This is a genomic window from Sinomonas albida (genome assembly GCF_004919045.1).
GTDB lineage: Bacteria > Actinomycetota > Actinomycetes > Actinomycetales > Micrococcaceae > Sinomonas > Sinomonas albida.
The window spans coordinates 56,872-73,901 of sequence record NZ_SWDW01000014.1 but is presented as its reverse complement, the minus strand read 5'-3'; the positions used below and the strand labels follow the sequence as shown (position 1 = coordinate 73,901).

The following is a 17,030-nucleotide window of genomic DNA, read 5'->3' as shown; positions in this document are numbered from 1 at the left end:
AGAAGAGGAAGAACTGCGAATGCCTGAGAATCAGACCCCCCGTTCCATCATCGTCGTCGGTGGCGGCGTCATCGGGGTCTCTTCCGCCGTCCACCTGCTCCGCTCCGGCGCCGAGGTCACGCTTGTCACGGAACGCGAGCTCGCGTCCGGTGCCTCCGGCCGCTCGCTGTCCTGGCTCAACTCTGCCGGGGCCCGGAGCCCGGAGTATCACGCACTCCGCATGACTGGAATCGACCGGTACCGAACCCTCTTCACGGAGGATCCCTCGCACGAATGGCTGCAGTTCGGCGGCGGGGTCTACTGGGATCACGACGGCGGAGCCGCCGCCGTGGCGCGGCACGAGCACGAGCGCTCCCATGGCTACGACTCGCGTCTCGTCGACCCGACGACCATCGCTGACTTCACGTCAGGCCTCCATTCCGAGGCGCTCGCTCCGACATCGGTCTTCAATCCGGGGGAGGGGTGGGTCAGCCTCCCTCACCTCATCGAGCACCTTATGGGGGAGTTCGCACGTCGCGGCGGAGTCCTCACCACGAACACGGGGCGGGTCGAAGTCGTCGTCGAGGACGGGCGTGCCGTGGGCGTGGAGGCACCATCGATCGGCATGCTTCGGGCGGACGCAGTCGTCGTCGCCTGCGGCGCCCACACGCCAGACGTCCTCGCGCAGCTCGGGGTGCGGATCGAGAATGGGTCGCCCGTCTCGATGCTTGTCGTCACGGAGCCGCTCGAGCACGACGTGAAGGCCGTCCTCAACACCCCGCGCGCGGCGATCCGGCCGAATCCGGGACGCACGATCGCCATTGACCACGACTGGTACGAGGAACACATTGTCCGCGATGCGGCCGGGGAGTATTCGATCCCGGAGCCCGTCGTAGACGAACTGCTCGCAGAGGCAGCGCGTCTCATCGATGGGACCCCTCAGCTCAAGGCGGGTTCGTGGAAGATCGGGCTCAAGCCGATCCCTGGCGACGGTGAACCTGTGTTCGGCGAGCTGCAGAAGGTCCCCGGCTGCTATGCGGCCTTCACTCATTCGGGTGCCACATTGGCGCTCATCGCGGGCGAGCTCATCGCTGACGAGGTGACGACGGGCCGCCGGCACCCCATGCTGGCCACGTTCCGACCGGAGCGTTTCGAAGTCTGACAGGCTGCCGTCAGGCCGGGCGTCGCATCCTCTCCCCTTCTTAGGCGGGAGAGGATGCGGCGCCGTCGTCCGCGCCGCGGCCTTCGTCGCCGCCTTCTGCAGCGTCAACCGAGACAACCGCGAGGAACCCGCGCCCGAGGATCGCGGGATGTTCTTCGGAGCCGACCACGGTGTCGTAGCGCCCGAGCGGCTCGCCGCCGTCGAGCGTTGCGTCGCCCTGGAGGAGCACGCCGAGCTGGCCGGGGAACAGCGGGTGGGCGCGCTTCTTCGACAGCTCGAGGATGGTGACGTGGCCAGTGAACGCGCCGCGGCGCGTGATCAGGCCGAGGTCGCGGATCGAGCCGGTGGGGAGCACCGCGCTCGCAGGGGCTCCGCCGTCGAACCTGAACGGCCGGAAGCGTTCGAGGCCCTGCTCGCGTCCGCCCACGGTGAGCACGAGGAGCTCGCCCTCGACCACCGTCAGGATGCGGTCCATGCCCTCGAACGAGGAGAAGTCGCCAGCCCGCTCGACGTCGGCGAGGCTGAGCCGCCATCCCCAGTGGGCGCCCTCGGGCTCGGGGCCCCGAGCAATTTCGACGGTGGTGCCGGCGCCGTTGCGCCATGCGGTGCGAGGCAGCTCGGAGAAGCGGATGATGCGGGGCACGGGCATGGTGATCCTTCCTCGGCAGGGCCACGATCAGCCTACGTGGGCCTCACCCGTGGTCCCTACCGGGCTGGTGCCCTCCCGGCGCGAGTTGCGGCCCGGTGCCGAATCGCCGAGAGTGGACCCATTCCGTTGAACGAAAATGGAGGATCCCGTGGCCAACTCGGCGTCCGGCGATTCGGTGGTCGACCGCGTGGTCCGCGTCCTCGAGGCCTTCCCCGAGGGGGTCAGCTCGCTCCCGCTCGGCGAGCTCGCCGACCGCGCGGGCCTGCCGCTCACGAGCGCCCACCGGCTCGTGAGCCAGCTCGCCGGGCACCGCCTCCTCGAGCAGGCGCCGGGCGGCAAGGTCCAGTTGGGCCTGCGCCTGTGGGAGCTGGTGAACCGCAACTCGCCCACGCTCCTGCTGCGGCAGGCGGCGCTGCCGTTCATGGACGACATCCATCAGGTCCTGAACCAAAACGTGAACCTCGCCGTGCTCCAGGGCGACGACGTCCTCTTCGTCGAACGGCTGTCCCGCCGCGGGTCGGTGGCGAACCGTGCGAAGGTCGCCGGGCGCATGCCCGTGCATATCTCCTCGGCGGGCATCGCGCTCATGTCCGGCCAGCCCCGAACGGTCCAGAACGCGTATCTGGCTCGCTTCCGCGACCCCACCGGGCGCGCCACCGCGGACCACGTGCGCCTCCTTCTCGCGACCGCGTCCGAGCGCGGCTACGCCGAACTGGCCGGCGTGGTCGATCCGGAGACGTGGGGCATCGCCGTGCCCATCGAGGACCGTCAGCGGCGCACCGTGGCCGCGATCGGCGTCGTCGTTCCGCTTGACGAGGTGCGCATCCACCAGCTGGTGCCCGCCCTCCGCACGGCGGCGCGCGGCATCGGGAGGCAGCTCGGGACGCCGGCCTGACGGATTCCGTTCAACGGAAAGCGCCTAACACTCGCCGCGTGACCCGACGCACACTCGAAGGAGTCCCGGTGCTGCCCAACGAAGGGCCGCCGCGCAGCGGAAGGCGAGTTACGAAGATGAGCGAGCGCAAGATCCACACCACGCAGGTGGCCATCATGGGCGCCGGGCCTGCGGGCCTCATGCTGTCCCACCTGCTGCATCTGGCGGGGATCGAAAGCACGGTCGTGGAGATCCGCAGCCGCCGCGATATCTCGCACACCATCCGGGCGGGCATCCTCGAGGCCGGCTCCGTGGACCTGCTCGTGGACTCGGGCGTGGACAACGTGCTCCGCAACGGGCACGAGCATGAGGGCACGGAGTTCCGCGTCAACGGCGAGGGCCACCGCATCGACTTCAAGGGGCTCGCCGGGAGTTCGGTGTGGCTCTACCCGCAGAACGAGGTCTTCGACGACCTTGCCGCCCGCCGCGAGGCCGACGCCGGCGACGTGCGGTACGAGTGCTCCGACACGCAGATCACCGACGTCACGGGCAAGCCCAGAATCACCTTCACGGACTCGGCCGGCCAGGACTGGGAGCTCCGCGCCGAGATCCTCGTGGGCGCGGACGGCTCGCGGTCGTACTGCCGCTCGCAGATCCCGGAGTCGGACCGGACGCGCTACTTCAACGAGTACCCCTTCGCATGGTTCGGCATCCTCACGGAGGCGCCGCGCAGCGCGCCCGAGCTCATCTACGCGAACTCGGCCCACGGCTTCGCGCTCATCAGCCAGCGCACCGACACGATGCAGCGCATGTACTTCCAATGCGACCCGACGACGAACCCCGCCGACTGGTCCGAGGATCAGATCTGGGAGCAGCTCCGCCTCCGGGTGAACGGCAACGGCTTCGCGCTCAAGGAGGGGCCGATCGTCGACAAGGTCGTGCTCCCGTTCCGCTCGTTCGTGAACACGCCCATGCGGCACGGCAACCTCTTCCTCGCCGGCGACGCCGCCCACACCGTCCCGCCCACGGGCGCGAAGGGCCTCAATCTGGCCCTGCACGACGTGAAGCTCCTGTTCGAAAGCCTCGACTCCTACTTCAAGTCCGGCTCGACCGCGCTGCTCGATACCTACTCCGACCGCGCACTGGACCGTGTGTGGAAGGCGCAGTACTTCTCCTACTGGATGACGACGCTCCTGCACACCGTGCCCGGCGAGCAGAACCACGCGTTCTTCCGCGCCCGCCAGCTTGGCGAGCTGCGCTCGCTGCTCGAGTCCGAGCATGGCCGCGCCTACGTCGCCGAGTGCTACACGGGGTGGCAGGGCAAATAGAGCGGCGCCCCCGCCCCTCGCCCCCGCCGGGCCGCCGCCCCTCGCGCGGTGAGCGGACGACGGCGGGGCGCTCGCCGCCGTCGTTCGCCTGCCGCGCGCTGTTCCCGACCAGCCTTGGCGCGCCCGCCACGGCGTCTTGCTCGCGACACCCCGTTTCGGGGCAGCGTGTGCGGCCATTCAAGGTCGGGAACGGAGGCCGGGCTTGGTGACATGATGCGACCATGAGCCACTCGAGTCCCGTGCCCTCCTTCTACCTCGACAAGGCCGATCCCGGCTCGTGGAAGGCCCTCAACTCCCTCGCAACCGCCGTGCGCGCGGCGACGGACGCGGCAGGCCTGCCGCGCGACGTCGTGGAACTCGCCAACGTGCGCATCTCGCAGATCAACGGCTGCGCGTACTGCCTGGACCTCCACGTGCGCGCCGCCGAGGAAGCGGGAACAGCGGCGGTCAAGCTGCGCGTTCTTCCTGCATGGCGCGAGACGTCAATCTTCAGCGAGGTCGAGGAGGCCGCGCTCACCATCGCCGAGGCAGTCACCTTGCTCCCGGACGACGACGAACGGGTCGCCTCGCTCGAGTCCGCCCGCTTCGCGTTGGGAGACGAGGCGTATTCCGCCCTGTGCTGGGCGGCGGCGACCATGAACACGTTCAACCGGGTCTCGATCGTGAGCCGTCACCGGGTCCAGGGCTAGGGGTTTTCGAAGGGGTCTTGTTCTCCGGATATTAACGATATATCGTTGATGCATCGAGATACATCGGTGCCATATCGGTGTATCGCCCTACCCCCAGGAGAATCACCATGTATCCACATCCAGACCACCATGAGCATCGACACCACCACGACGGGCACGGCTTCGGGCCAGGCCCCGGAGGATTCGGGCCCGGCTTCGGCCGCGGCTTCGGACGGGGTTTCGGGCCGGGCTTCGGTCCGGGCCGCGACTTCCCGCCGGGCTTCGGCCCGCGCGGTGGGCGCCGGGCCAGCCGCGGGGACATCCGCGCAATGATCCTCTCGCTCCTGTCCGAGAGCCCGAACACGGGCTACGGCATCATCCAGGCCGCGAACGAGCGCACGAACGGCGTGTGGCGCCCGAGCCCCGGCTCGGTCTACCCGACGCTCCAGCAGCTCGTCGACGAGGAACTCGTCGAGCAGGCCGGCGAGGGCAAGCGCACGGAGTTCACGCTCACCGAGGCGGGCCGCGCATACGTCGCCGACCACGCCGAGGAGCTCCAGAAGGCGTGGGACGCCGCCCCGGGCGCGAGTGAGGCCTCGGACGCATTCGTGGAGAGCGCCAAGAAGTTCATGGGCGTCCTCCACCAGTTCCGCTTCGCCGCGACGGACGAACAGCGCACGAAGGCCGCCGCTGCCCTCGACGACGCCCGCAAGGCGCTCTACCTCATCCTCGCCGAGTAGCGGGATCATTGCAGAGAAGGCCGTACTAAGGAGGCCAATGTCCCAGATGGCACCCGGGCGACCGCCCGCCGTCGTGCGCGGCGGTCGCGTTTCGGGCGGTGACGTCGCGCTGCAGAGGAAGCTCAACGCCGAGGCGCCCCGCATTCCGAACCTGCTCCGCCGCATCACGGAGCTGTTCAAGCCGCATCGCGGGCCGCTGTCCCTCACCGTTGTGCTCGTGCTCGTGGGGGCTGCGCTTTCGGTGGCGCCGCCGCTGCTCACCCAGCGCACGTTCGACGACGGCCTGTTCCCTCCCGGGGGTCATCCCGACCTTCCGCGGCTGGCCGAGCTGGTGGCGCTCATGGTCGGCGTTTACGTTGTTTCTGCGCTGCTCGGCGTGTGGCAGACGTACCTGACTTCGACCGTGGGGAACGCGGTCATGGGGGCGCTACGCGTGCGCCTGTTCAGCCACCTTCAGTCGATGGAGCTGAGCTTCTTCACGCGGACCAAGACCGGTGTCATCCAGTCGCGGCTTCAGAACGACGTCGGCGGCGTGGCGGGCGTCCTCTCGAATACGGTCTCCGGAGTCGTGGGGAACGTCGTCACCGTCATCGCGGCGTTCGTCGCCATGATCGCCCTCAACTGGCAGCTGACCATCATCGCGGTGGTCCTCATGCCGTTCCTCGTCGTCGCCCAGCGCCGCGTCGGGCAGGTGCGGGCGCGCATCGCGACCAAGACGCAGGAATCGCTTTCGGACATGACGGCCATCACGCAGGAGTCCCTCAGCGTCTCCGGGATCCTCCTGTCGAAGAGCTTCAACCGTCAGCCGGACGAGATCGAGCGGTACTCGGCGGAGAACAAGAACCTCGTGCGGCTCCAAGTGCGCCAGGCCATGAGCGGGCAGTACTTCTTCGCGCTCGTGACGATCTTCCTGTCCTCGATCCCGGCCATCGTGTACCTCGTGGCCGGGTCGCTTCTCTCCGGAGGGGTCCACGGGATCACGCCCGGCACCATCGTGGCGTTCACCACGGTGCAGGCGCGGCTGCTGTTCCCCCTCATCGCGATCATGCGTGTGGCCCTCGACCTGCAGACCTCCGGTGCGCTCTTCGCGCGCATCTTCGAGTACCTCGACCTGCGTCCCGCGATCACCGACGGACCCACGTCCGAGCCGCTGCCCGCCGCTGCGGACCGCCTCGGAGAGATCGAGTTCGACGCCGTGACGTTCCGCTATCCCGACTCGCGCGGCGAGGACCGGGCCACGCTTGGGGACGTCTCATTCCGGGTCGAGCCCGGGCAGTTCGCCGCGTTCGTGGGTCCGAGCGGCGCCGGCAAGACGACCGTCTCCTATCTCATTCCCCGGTTCTACGAGGCGAGTGAGGGTGCCGTTCGATTTGCGGGGCGGGATGTCCGCGAGATCGAGCACGAATCGCTGGTGAGCCATATCGGGATCGTGAGCCAGGAGACGTACCTCTTCCACGCGACCATCGCCGAGAACCTCCGCTACGCGAAGGCGGACGCGACCCAGGAGGAGCTCGAGGCCGCCGCGCGGGCCGCAAACATCCACGAGACCATCGTCTCCTTCCCGGACGGCTACGAGACCGTGGTCGGGGAGCGCGGCTACCGGCTTTCCGGCGGCGAGAAGCAGCGCATCGCGATCGCCCGCGTGCTGCTCAAGGACCCCGAGGTGCTCGTGCTCGACGAGGCCACGAGCTCGCTCGACACCATCTCGGAGCGCGTGGTCCAGAAGGCGCTCGACACCGCGGCGCATGGGCGCACGACCATCGCGATCGCGCATCGGCTCTCCACCGTGGTCGGGGCGGACGTCATCTACGTCGTGGACCGCGGCCGGATCGTCGAGCACGGCTCCCACGTCGAGCTCCTCGCGGCCGGCGGCGCGTACTCGCGGCTGTACCTCGATCAGGCAGGCGCGGGCACCAGCACGGCGAACGGCCAGCGCAGGTCCACCCCCGCCTGATCGTCTCGGGTACAGATACTCTCGCCACGCGGCGTCCTGCCTGCGGAACAGACGACGGCGCCGGGCCGGCCAGCGCTAGCCGGGTCGCCGCTGTCGTGCGCACCCAAAGCCGAGGGAGGCACCTAGGCGCCTGCAGCGGGAAAGCAGAAGGGGCGCAGCCGTACCCGAGACCGCCGTAGCGGGCAGTATCTGTACCCGAAACGGTTGGGGGAGAGCGGAATCATAGCCGCCCGATTGGGAAATGCGAAAACCGGCGTGGGATGATAGGCAGGATGACTTTCCCCACGCGAACCCAGAACAGCTCTGCCACGCCCGTTGACGGAGACCGCCCCCAGGTGCGCCCCGCCGCCGAGGGCTGGGAGCAGCAGCGCACGGCCGAGGGCCGCCCGCTGCTCCAGTTCGCGTCCCCGCGCGTCAAGCAGCCGCCTCAGCACCTCGCCGACCTGAGCCTCGCCGAGCGCGCCGAGAAGCTCAAGGAGCTCGGCCTCCAGCCGTTCCGCGCGAAGCAACTCAGCACGCACTACTTCCAGCACTGGACCACCGATCCAGAGCGCATGAGCGATCTCCCGAAGTCGGGTCGCGAGGAACTCGTCGAGGCGATGTTCCCGCCGCTCCTCACCGAGGTCCGCCGCCTCCGCACTGACGACGGCAACACCATCAAGTTCCTATGGCGCCTCTTCGACGGCGCGCTCGTGGAGTCCGTGCTCATGCGCTACCCGGGTCGCATCACGCTGTGCGTCTCGTCGCAGGCCGGTTGCGGCATGAACTGCCCGTTCTGCGCGACGGGCCAGGCCGGCCTCACGCGCAACATGTCGACGGCGGAGATCGTGGACCAGGTCGTCGCGGCGAACCGCGTCATCGCGGCCGGGGAGCTGGGTGGTACTGCGCACGCCAAGGAAATGGGTACAGAGCGCGTCACCAACATCGTCTTCATGGGCATGGGGGAGCCGCTCGCGAACTACAAGCGCGTCATGGCAGCTGTCCACCGCTTCGTCGACCCCGCGCCCGAGGGCCTCGGCATGTCGGCCCGCAACATCACGATCTCGACCGTGGGTCTCGTCCCGGCGATCCGTAAGCTCGCCGACGAGGACGTGCCCGTGACGTTCGCGCTGTCCCTTCACGCGCCCGACGACGAGCTCCGCGACGAGCTCATCCCGGTCAACAACCGCTGGAAGGTCGACGAGGCCATCGACGCCGCCTACGACTACTTCCGCAGGACCGGCCGCCGCGTGAGCATCGAGTACGCGCTCATCAAGGACATGAACGACCACCCGTGGCGCGCGTCGCTCCTGGCGAAGAAGCTCAACCAGCGCGGCCGCGGCTGGGTCCACGTGAACCCCATCCCGCTCAACCCCACCCCGGGATCGATCTGGACGGCGTCCGAGCCAGAGGTCCAGGACGAGTTCGTCGGCGTGCTTCGGGCCGCCGGCATCCCCACGACCCTGCGCGACACGCGCGGCAAGGAGATCGACGGCGCGTGCGGTCAGCTCGCCGCGGCGGAATGACGCAAGGCGAGGTTTCAGGCAGCGCGGGCGCGCCTGGTACGAGGGGCACCGGCGTGCGAGGCGCTGAGGGAGACGCTCGGACGGACGACGGCGGCACGCGCCTCGGCGGGTTGAACCCCAGGCGACCACTCGCCGTCGTCGGTCGTTTCCTGCCCGGCAAGAACGATCCGGCGGCCGCCCTCCGCGTGGCGGCCGGCCTGTTCCTCCCGCTCGCGACCGTCGCCCTCCTCGGCCGGCTCGATCTCGCGATCTTCGCGAACTTCGCCGCGTTCACGGGGATCTACGGGCGTGGCGAGCCGCACCGCGTCCGCCTCGTCGCCCAGGCCCGTGCGGGGCTGCTCATGGTTGCCGTCATCTTCACGGCCGAGCTGCTTGCCCGACTGAACCCCGACGGGGCTCCGAGCCCGTGGGCGATCGTGGTCGGAACCACGTTCGTCGCGTGGCTGTGCAGCCTCATCGTGGCCTGGTGGCGGCTGCGCCCGGCCGGATCGCTGTTCTACATCTTCGCGTTTGCGGCCGTCTCCTCCCTCCCGCATCAGCCGCCGCTCGGCGACGTCGTGATGGTGGTCGCCTCGACGTTCGTGCTGTGCCTCGCGATCGGGCTTGCCGCGCGAGTGCTGCTGTCGCACCGCACGCCGCTAGGCTGGCGCGAGATCCGCGCCGCCGGGCGGGTCCGGCTCGGCGGGGCGGAACGGCGTGTGCTGTGGCTCGAGTCGATCGGCTACCTCGTGGCCCCGGCCATCGCGGGAGCCGCCGCAACCGCGGTCGGCGAGGCCCTCGGCTTTGGGCACAACTACTGGGCGATGGTGGCCGCCGTCGTGCCCCTCGTGGGCCACTCGACCCGGCACCGCGTGAACCGCGGCCTGCAGCGTGTGCTGGGGACCGTCGTCGGCCTCGCGCTGCTCGCAGGCATCGCGGCGCTCCGCCCGGCACCATGGATCATGGTCCTGCTCATCACGGCGTGCCAATTCGGCGCAGAGATGCTCATCACGAGGCAGTACTTCCTCGCGATGGTCTGCGTGACGCCGCTCGCCCTGCTCTCGACGCTGCTCGCGGCGCACACCGATCCCGGGGCGCTCCTGCACGACCGCTTCATCGACACCGCGATCGGCGCCGTGGTCGGCGTGCTCGTGGTGCTTGCGCCGAGTGCGTACCGGCACTGGGCAGCACGCCGGGCAGGCGTCCGCTCCTGAACCCCACGGCGTTTCGGGTACAGATGATCTGTACCCGAGACGCTGGTTGGGGGGAGTTGGTGTACCCGAGACGCTGGTTAGGGGGAGTTGGCGTACCCGAGACGCTGTTTGGGGTGAGTTGGCGTACCGGAGACGGACTGTGGGTCAGCTCGCCACCGCGTGCACCCGGACCGGCGCGATGATCGGCTTCGAGTAGCAGACCGACTCCTCGAGCTCCTGGTACGGACCGAAGTTCGGGATTTCGCGATATCCGGCCGCCTCGTAGAACATCTTGCCGTCGGGCTGAGCGGAGCCGGCCTCGGCCAGGACGAGCGTGATGCCCGCGCCGTGTGCCTCGGCCTCGAGCGCGAGGAGGATCGAGCTGGCGACCCCGGACCCCCGTGCGTAGGGGAGAACGTAGACGCGCTTGACCTCGGCCGTCTTCTCGTCGAGCCAGCGGAGGCCGCCGCAGCCCAGCGGCTGACCGGTGGCGCGCTCGTACGCGATGAGGAACACCGCGATGTCCGAGGCGGTCGGGGGATCCCCGGCCTCGTGGCCGTCGTGGCCGTACCGCGCGTCGAGCTCGGATTGCTGGGCGGCGCGCAGGTCCCGCCCCACGGGGTTGGACCAGGACGTCCTGCGGATGGTCAGCTTGGGATGGGTCTGCATGCCGCCTCCTTGCTTCGAAGGTAGGCCTTCAGTTCGAAGGGTATGCCTTCAAACGGTAGGCTCCAGCCGTTTCGGCTCGGTTACGCCGGTGTGAGTTCTGGGGAACGATTCGCTGCCGGTCCACGCGTCTGCTGCCCTCCTGCCCAGGCACCGGGCCTCGCGCAGGCACAACGGCTCGCGCGGCCTCAGCGCCCGCCGTCGGCGGCGGGCCGACGACGGCGGCTGCGCGCCCGCCGTCGTCGCTCGTCCCTTCCCGACCTTGTCTTGGACGGCTTGGTCGGCGTGTCGCCCGCGACACTCCGATTCGGCCGGGATTCGTCGGCGAAAGAGGGTCGCGAAGGGACGCCCGCACGCCGGAACGCCGAGCCCCTGAACGCCGAGCCCCTGAACGCCGAGCTCCGGAACGCCGAGCGCCGGACGACGGCGGCTGCGCGCCCGCCGTCGTCGGCGAGCCCCGCCGTCGAACGCGCCTAGCGCACCGCCGCGATTGCTTCCTCGAGCGCGCCGAGCACGAGCGTCACGGACGCCGGGCTCGCATTCGGCCCCATGAGGCCGATCCGCCACACCGTGCTCGCGAACTCCCCGACGCCGGCGCCGATCTCGATGCCGTACCGCTCGAGGAGGAGCTGCCGCACGCGCGCTGAGTAGACGCCCTCGGGAACCTTGACGGTCGTGAGGCTCGGCAGGCGGTGGCCCTCCGCGGCAAAGAGCTCGAGCCCCATCGCCTCGAGCCCGTCCCGCAGCGCCGCCCCGGCCGCCTCGTGCCGCGCCCACACGTTCTCGAGGCCCTCGGCGAGAATCCGATCGAGCCCCGCCTCGAGCCCCGCGACCATCGTCACGGGCGCGGTGTGGTGGTAGGTGCGGGTGTGGCCCTCGGCCGCGCCGACGTACCCGCCGAGCAGTCCGATGTCGAAGTACCACGAGCGGGGATCCTCGACGCGCCGCTCGAACGCGCGGTCCGAGACCGTGAACGGCGAGAGGCCGGGCGGGACGCCGAGGCACTTCTGGGTGCCCGCGTAGCCGATGTCGATGCCCCAATCGTCCGCCCGCAGCTCGAGGCCGCCGATCGACGTGACCGCGTCGACGAGCAGGAGCGCATCTCCCTTTCCTGCCCCGAGCGCGGCAATGTCCGAGCGGACGCCGGTGGACGTCTCTGCGTGCACGGCGGCGATGACCTTGGGGTGCGGATGGGCTGAGAGGACGCGGTCGACGTCGACCGGCTGGCCCCACGCGTGGTCAACCCGGATCACCTCGGCCCCGCAGCGGCGCGCGATCTCGCACAGCCGCTCGCCGAACATCCCGTTGACCGCGACGACGGCCACGTCCCCGTCCGAGACCATGTTGACGAGTGCCGCCTCCATGCCGCCCGAGCCGGTCGCGCTGAGCGGCCACGTCCGCGCGTTCTGCGTGCCCCACACGGCGCGGAGCCCCGCGGACACCCGATCCAGACGGTCGATGAAGGCCGGGTCGAGGTGACCGAGCACCGGATGTGACAGCGCGGCCATGACCTCGGGGTAGGCGTTGCCCGGCCCGGGCCCGAACAGGTAGCGGTACGGCAAGATCTCAGGCACGGCTTCACCATCTCACACAGCGCGCCACGAACTGTCACGTATGGTCAGGCCCGTGCCAGGCTCCCGCGGAGACTGACAGTCGCGGGGTGGAGCAGTTGGCGCACCAGGGCCGCGTCATGACTACGTCTGAGGTCCTACCCTCGGCTTTAATGTGCTCATGCTGGGGCAGGGGGCGCGGCGCGCGCTGATCGTGGAAGACAGTGCTGACGTGGCCGTTCTGCTGAACGCCCTGCTATCCCGAGAGGGATTCGTCACCGAGACTGCGGGCAGTGGGCACCAGGCCCTCGAAGCGGCGCGCCTGCTTCAGCCCGACCTCATCACGCTCGATTTGGGCCTTCCCGACATCGATGGCCTTGAGGTCTGCCGATCGCTGAGGATCTTCACGGACGCGTATATCCTCGTGATCTCCGGAAGCGCCGACGAGGCGACGCGGCTCGCGAGCCTCGCAGCCGGCGCCGACGGTTTCCTGGCAAAGCCGGTCAATCCCCGAGAGCTGAGCGCGAGGGTTCAGGCCATGCTTCGGCGTCCTCGAGGTGCCGCCGTCCCGGCGAGCGAACTCGAGATGGCGGCGCGCGTTCAGCGTGGCCTTCTCCCGCAGCGGAGCCCGGTTTTGGAGGGCTACGACGTGGCGGGGGCGTGCCGGCCGAGCCGCTCCGTGGGCGGAGACTTCTTCGATTGGCAGTCCGACGGGCACGTGATGGATGTGACCCTCGCGGACGCCATGGGCAAGGGCATGGGGGCGGCGCTCATCGCGGCCACAGCTCGAGCCGTCCTCCGGGCGGGCATCGGCGAGCCGCCCGAGGCCCTGGTCGGGCACGCCGCCGCGGCCCTCGAACCCGATCTCGAGCGAATCTCTTCGTTCATCACCCTCGTGTACCTCCAGCTGGATGGCGCCACCGGGGCCGTGGCCTACGTCGACGCCGGTCACGGCCTCGGCATCCTGGTTGATCCTGATGGCGGATGGGAACGGCTGGTCACCGGGGGCCCTCCGCTTGGCCTCATCCCCCAGTCGACGTGGAGCGGCGGGACTCTGAGCATGGTGCCGGGGAGCACGGTCGTGGTGATGAGCGACGGCCTGCTCGACTCGTTCGCCGGCCTCGACGAGGCACTGAGCGCCGCGGCCTCGGTTGTGCAGGGCGCGGACGGCGCGCAGGACGCTGTGGATCGGCTTCTCGGCCTGGCGCGCGAGGCGGAGGACGACGTGACAGCGGTCGTCTTTAGCCGATGTGCGTGAGGCTCGAGGGTCGGGAGGCGAGTTCACCGGGCTGCACTGGGGATCAAGAGGGAGGGGCACCGTGACCGGAGAAGAGCGGCACGCGAAGGCCAGGACGAGCGGCCTGCTGTGGGGAATCATCGCGGGCGCCCTGGCGCTCGCGGTCGTCGTGGGGGTGGTGGCCTCTGATCCCGGCTCGCATTCGAGCCAGACCGTTGGCGACTTCGGGATCCTGGCCGCCGCTCTCGCGGGTACCGTCAGCTGCGTTCGTGCTGCCGCGAGACGCGGCCCCGAGGCCCGGGCCTGGCTCTGGATCAGCCTGGCGGCCCTGATCTGGTCGGCGGCCCAGGCCATCTGGACCGGCTACGGCCTCGCCACCGACCACGACTACCCATTCCCGTCCCTCGCAGATGCCGGATTCGTGGGCTATTCGATTCCCGCGATCGTCGGGCTCCTGTCCTTTCCCCGCGTCCGGGCGTCGCGTGTCGGGCTCGCCAGAACGCTCCTGGATACCGCGGTCATTGCAGCGTCCGTGCTCTTCGTCAGCTGGTCCGTCGTTCTGGGGCCCCTCGTCAGCGCCGGGAGCCACGACCTGCTGACCCGGATCACAGGCTTGGCGTATCCGGTGGTCGACGTCACGGTCGCATCCTTCGTGCTCGTGCTGACCATGCGCCAGCCGCCCGGGCACCGGCTGCCGTGGCTGTGCCTGGCCACCGGGCTCATCATCCTGACGTTGACTGACAGCACGTACGTGCGGCTGACGTTCGACGGCGCCACGGGAAGCACGGGCACGCTCCTGGCCGGAGGGTGGATGGTGGCTTTCCTGCTCATGGCCCTCGCCGCCGCCCTTCCGCGGCGGTCGGGGCCCCGGCAGGACCACGCGGTCTACGCACTCGCGTTCGAGCTCTTGCCCTATGTGCCGGTTCTGGGCGCGATCGTCGTTTCTGCGTCGGACCCTGCTGCCGCGGGAGACCAGACCTTCCTGTTCGGCACAGGAATTGTGCTGCTCGCCCTCGTCGTGGTCCGCCAGGTGCTCATTGTCTTCGAGAACGTGACGCTCACGCGGGACCTCGAGACCAAGGTTGCCCAGCGCACGGCCGAGCTCGAAGGCCTGGCCGCGATCGTGAACTCGTCGTCGGAGGCGATCGTCGGCAAGAGCTCGGACGGGACCATCACGAGCTGGAATCCGGGTGCAGAGCGGGTGTACGGCTACTCCGCCGGTGAGGCCCTGGGCCGGAACCACTCCTTTCTCATCCCCGAGGAACGGCGCAGTACCGAGGAGGAGAATTTCGCTGCCGTCCGTGCGGGGGATGGAACCCGCAGCTACGAAACGGAGCGGCGCCACCGCGACGGGCGGCTCGTGCCTGTTGCTCTCACGGCCTTCCCCGTCCGCGGAGACCACGGTATCCACGGGCTTGCCACGATCGGGCAGGACATCACCGAGCGGCGCCGCGCCGAGGCCGAGCTGCTGGCCGCGCGCGAGGCTGCCTTGGAGTCCAGCCGGCTGAAGTCGGAATTCATGGCGACGATGAGCCACGAGATCCGGACCCCGATGAACGGCGTCATCGGACTGTCGGCCCTGCTCCTCCAGACGCCGTTGGATGAGTCCCAGCGGCAGTATGCGGAGGGTATCAAGACGGCAGGGGAAGCCCTGCTGGCGCTCATCAACGACATCCTCGACTTCTCGAAGCTCGAAGCGGGCAAGCTCGACGTCGACCTCACGCCGTTCGACCCGCGCGCGCTCCTCGATGAAGTCGCCGGGCTCCTCGCGGAGCAAGCCCAGTCCAAAGGGCTGGAACTGATCGCCCACTGCCAGCCGGACACTCCGGCCGAGTTGATCAGCGACTTCCGGGCCCTGCGCCAGATCCTGCTGAACCTTGTGGCGAACGCTGTGAAGTTCACCAGCGAGGGAGAAGTGGCCGTGCTCGCGAAAGTGCAGGAGGCCCAGCCCGACCGCACCGTACTGCGGTTCGAGGTCCGCGACACTGGCATCGGCATCGCCCCCGAACAGCAAGAGCTGATCTTCGATGCCTTCGCTCAAGCGGACGCCTCGACCACCCGCCGATACGGCGGTACGGGCCTGGGCCTCGCCATCTGCCGGCGCCTGACCGAGGGCCTCGGAGGCCAGATCGGGGTGACGAGCCAACCCGGTGTCGGATCCGTGTTCTGGGTCTCCGTTCCCGTGACCGCAGCGGAAGAGGTCCGAGCCGCCCCGGAGGCGAAATCGAGGCAACTGCCTGCGGGCATTCGCGTGCTCGTCGTGGATGACAACGCCACCAACAGACTGGTCCTCGAACGGCAGCTCAAGGCCTGGAAGATGGAGCCCGAGGCGGTGTCGGACGCCGAGCGCGCGCTGTCGCGGCTTCGCGAGGCGGCGTCCGAGGGCAGTCCCTTCGACCTGGCAGTGCTGGATCTGTGCATGCCCGGGACGAACGGGCTGCAGCTCGCGCAGTCCATCGGCGAGGATCCCGCCCTAGACCCCACTTCGGTCGTCCTCCTGACGTCCGCTGGTCAGCCGGACGCTGAAGAGCTCCGCCGGGCGGGCGTTCGCGAGTGGCTCAGCAAGCCCGTCCGCAGTTCCGAGCTGTACGACCGGCTCAGCCGCCTCCTGGAAACCAACGGTCCGAGCCGCCGCCCGGACGCTGCGCCGACGCCGCACTCGGCAGCGCCCATCCGCGGCAGGCTCCTCGTCGTCGAGGACAACGAAGTCAACCAGCTGGTGGCCAAGAGCATGGCCGAGCGCCTCGGATTCGTCGTCGACGTGGTCGACGACGGAGCGGCTGCTGTCGCCGCGGCCCACCACGGCGGCTTCGCCGCGGTGCTCATGGACTGCCACATGCCGGTCATGGACGGATTCGCCGCGACGAGGGCGATCCGGGCTCTCAGTGGGGACGGCGCAACGGTTCCGATCATCGCCATGACGGCCGGCGCCTCGGACGAGGACAGGGAGCGCTGCCTCGCTGCTGGCATGGATGATTATCTGTCCAAGCCGGTGGACCCGGCCGCGCTCGAGGCCGCGCTCATACGATGGACGGCGCAGCCCGAGACGGCGCAGCCCGAGACGGCGGAGACACGGGAGACGCCAGTGGAATCAGAACATCCGGCCGCGGCACAGGTGCTCGACGAGGAGAGACTTGAGATGCTCCGCTCGCTCGGGCCGGGCGTGCTCCAGGCAACGGCTGAAGCCTTCCGCCGCGAGGCGGATTCCGGCTTGGAGCGCCTGCGACGTGCCACCGGCGGGGACGGCCACGGGGACAGGGGCGAGGTGCGTCAGGCCGCGCACAAGCTCAAGGGATCGGCCGGAAACATCGGGGCCGTGCGGGCCGCCGAGCTGTGCCACGAGCTCGAGGAGCTGGGGCGGCAGGGCGTGCGTCCGGAACCCCACCAGATTGAGACGCTCGAGGCCGAGTTCGCGCGCGTTCACGAATCACTTCTCGAGGCACTTGCGCGCGGAAACTAGCCGCAACGGACGACGGCGGTGGGCCGGCAGATCTGCCAGCCCACCGCCGTCGTCCGTTGTGTGGCGCACCCCAGGAGGGGTGCGTG

Annotated in this window: 13 protein-coding genes; 10 read left to right on the top strand and 3 right to left on the bottom strand. The window is 69.5% G+C overall.

Features of this window, described 5'->3' with window-relative positions:
- The first annotated feature begins 19 nt into the window (after positions 1-19).
- Positions 20-1,141 (top strand): NAD(P)/FAD-dependent oxidoreductase, encoded by a 1,122-nt coding sequence (locus tag E6A26_RS14335; protein WP_136611882.1) that lies wholly within the window; start codon positions 20-22, stop codon positions 1,139-1,141.
- A 40-nt stretch (positions 1,142-1,181) separates the two neighbouring features.
- Here E6A26_RS14335 and E6A26_RS14330 read toward each other — a convergent pair whose 3' ends face one another.
- The gene (locus E6A26_RS14330) at positions 1,182-1,790 is read right to left on the bottom strand and encodes a HutD/Ves family protein (protein ID WP_136611881.1); all 609 of its coding nucleotides are present in this window, start codon (positions 1,788-1,790) and stop codon (positions 1,182-1,184) included.
- Positions 1,791-1,938: 148 nt separating this feature from the next.
- Between E6A26_RS14330 and E6A26_RS14325 the strand changes: the two genes are divergently transcribed.
- The 7 genes from E6A26_RS14325 (at position 1,939) to E6A26_RS14295 (ending at position 10,052) form a co-directional block, all read left to right on the top strand.
- Positions 1,939-2,685, top strand: coding sequence for an IclR family transcriptional regulator (locus tag E6A26_RS14325; protein ID WP_136611880.1), 747 nt, complete (start codon positions 1,939-1,941; stop codon positions 2,683-2,685).
- Positions 2,686-2,801: 116 nt separating this feature from the next.
- On the top strand, positions 2,802-3,992 hold the full coding sequence (locus E6A26_RS14320; protein WP_136611879.1) for a 4-hydroxybenzoate 3-monooxygenase: 1,191 nt from the start codon (positions 2,802-2,804) through the stop codon (positions 3,990-3,992).
- A 221-nt stretch (positions 3,993-4,213) separates the two neighbouring features.
- Complete coding sequence (locus E6A26_RS14315; RefSeq protein WP_136611878.1) at positions 4,214-4,681, top strand: carboxymuconolactone decarboxylase family protein; 468 nt, start codon at positions 4,214-4,216, stop codon at positions 4,679-4,681.
- Between the two features lie 107 nt (positions 4,682-4,788).
- Entirely contained in the window at positions 4,789-5,400 is a 612-nt protein-coding gene (locus E6A26_RS14310; RefSeq protein ID WP_136611877.1) for a PadR family transcriptional regulator, read from the top strand.
- A gap of 37 nt (positions 5,401-5,437) precedes the next feature.
- Positions 5,438-7,354: an ABC transporter ATP-binding protein gene (locus tag E6A26_RS14305; RefSeq protein WP_234865518.1), complete on the top strand. Its 1,917-nt coding sequence runs from the start codon at positions 5,438-5,440 to the stop codon at positions 7,352-7,354.
- Between the two features lie 272 nt (positions 7,355-7,626).
- Positions 7,627-8,859, top strand: a complete 1,233-nt coding sequence (gene rlmN, locus E6A26_RS14300) for a 23S rRNA (adenine(2503)-C(2))-methyltransferase RlmN (protein WP_234865515.1) — start codon at positions 7,627-7,629, stop codon at positions 8,857-8,859.
- Positions 8,860-8,912: 53 nt separating this feature from the next.
- Positions 8,913-10,052: an FUSC family protein gene (locus tag E6A26_RS14295; RefSeq protein WP_327407718.1), complete on the top strand. Its 1,140-nt coding sequence runs from the start codon at positions 8,913-8,915 to the stop codon at positions 10,050-10,052.
- A gap of 144 nt (positions 10,053-10,196) precedes the next feature.
- On the opposite strand, the gene E6A26_RS14290 is transcribed toward E6A26_RS14295, so the two are convergent.
- Together E6A26_RS14290 and E6A26_RS14285 are read right to left on the bottom strand one after the other, a co-directional pair.
- A complete protein-coding gene (locus E6A26_RS14290) occupies positions 10,197-10,700 on the bottom strand; it encodes a GNAT family N-acetyltransferase (RefSeq protein ID WP_136611875.1) in 504 nt (167 codons plus the stop codon).
- 470 nt (positions 10,701-11,170) lie between these two features.
- Complete coding sequence (locus tag E6A26_RS14285; RefSeq protein ID WP_136611874.1) at positions 11,171-12,271, bottom strand: pyridoxal-phosphate-dependent aminotransferase family protein; 1,101 nt, start codon at positions 12,269-12,271, stop codon at positions 11,171-11,173.
- Between the two features lie 157 nt (positions 12,272-12,428).
- Between E6A26_RS14285 and E6A26_RS14280 the strand changes: the two genes are divergently transcribed.
- Together E6A26_RS14280 and E6A26_RS14275 are read left to right on the top strand one after the other, a co-directional pair.
- Complete coding sequence (locus E6A26_RS14280) at positions 12,429-13,505, top strand: PP2C family protein-serine/threonine phosphatase (protein ID WP_136611873.1); 1,077 nt, start codon at positions 12,429-12,431, stop codon at positions 13,503-13,505.
- 61 nt (positions 13,506-13,566) lie between these two features.
- A complete protein-coding gene (locus E6A26_RS14275) occupies positions 13,567-16,944 on the top strand; it encodes a hybrid sensor histidine kinase/response regulator (RefSeq protein ID WP_136611872.1) in 3,378 nt (1,125 codons plus the stop codon).
- Positions 16,945-17,030 lie beyond the last annotated feature (86 nt).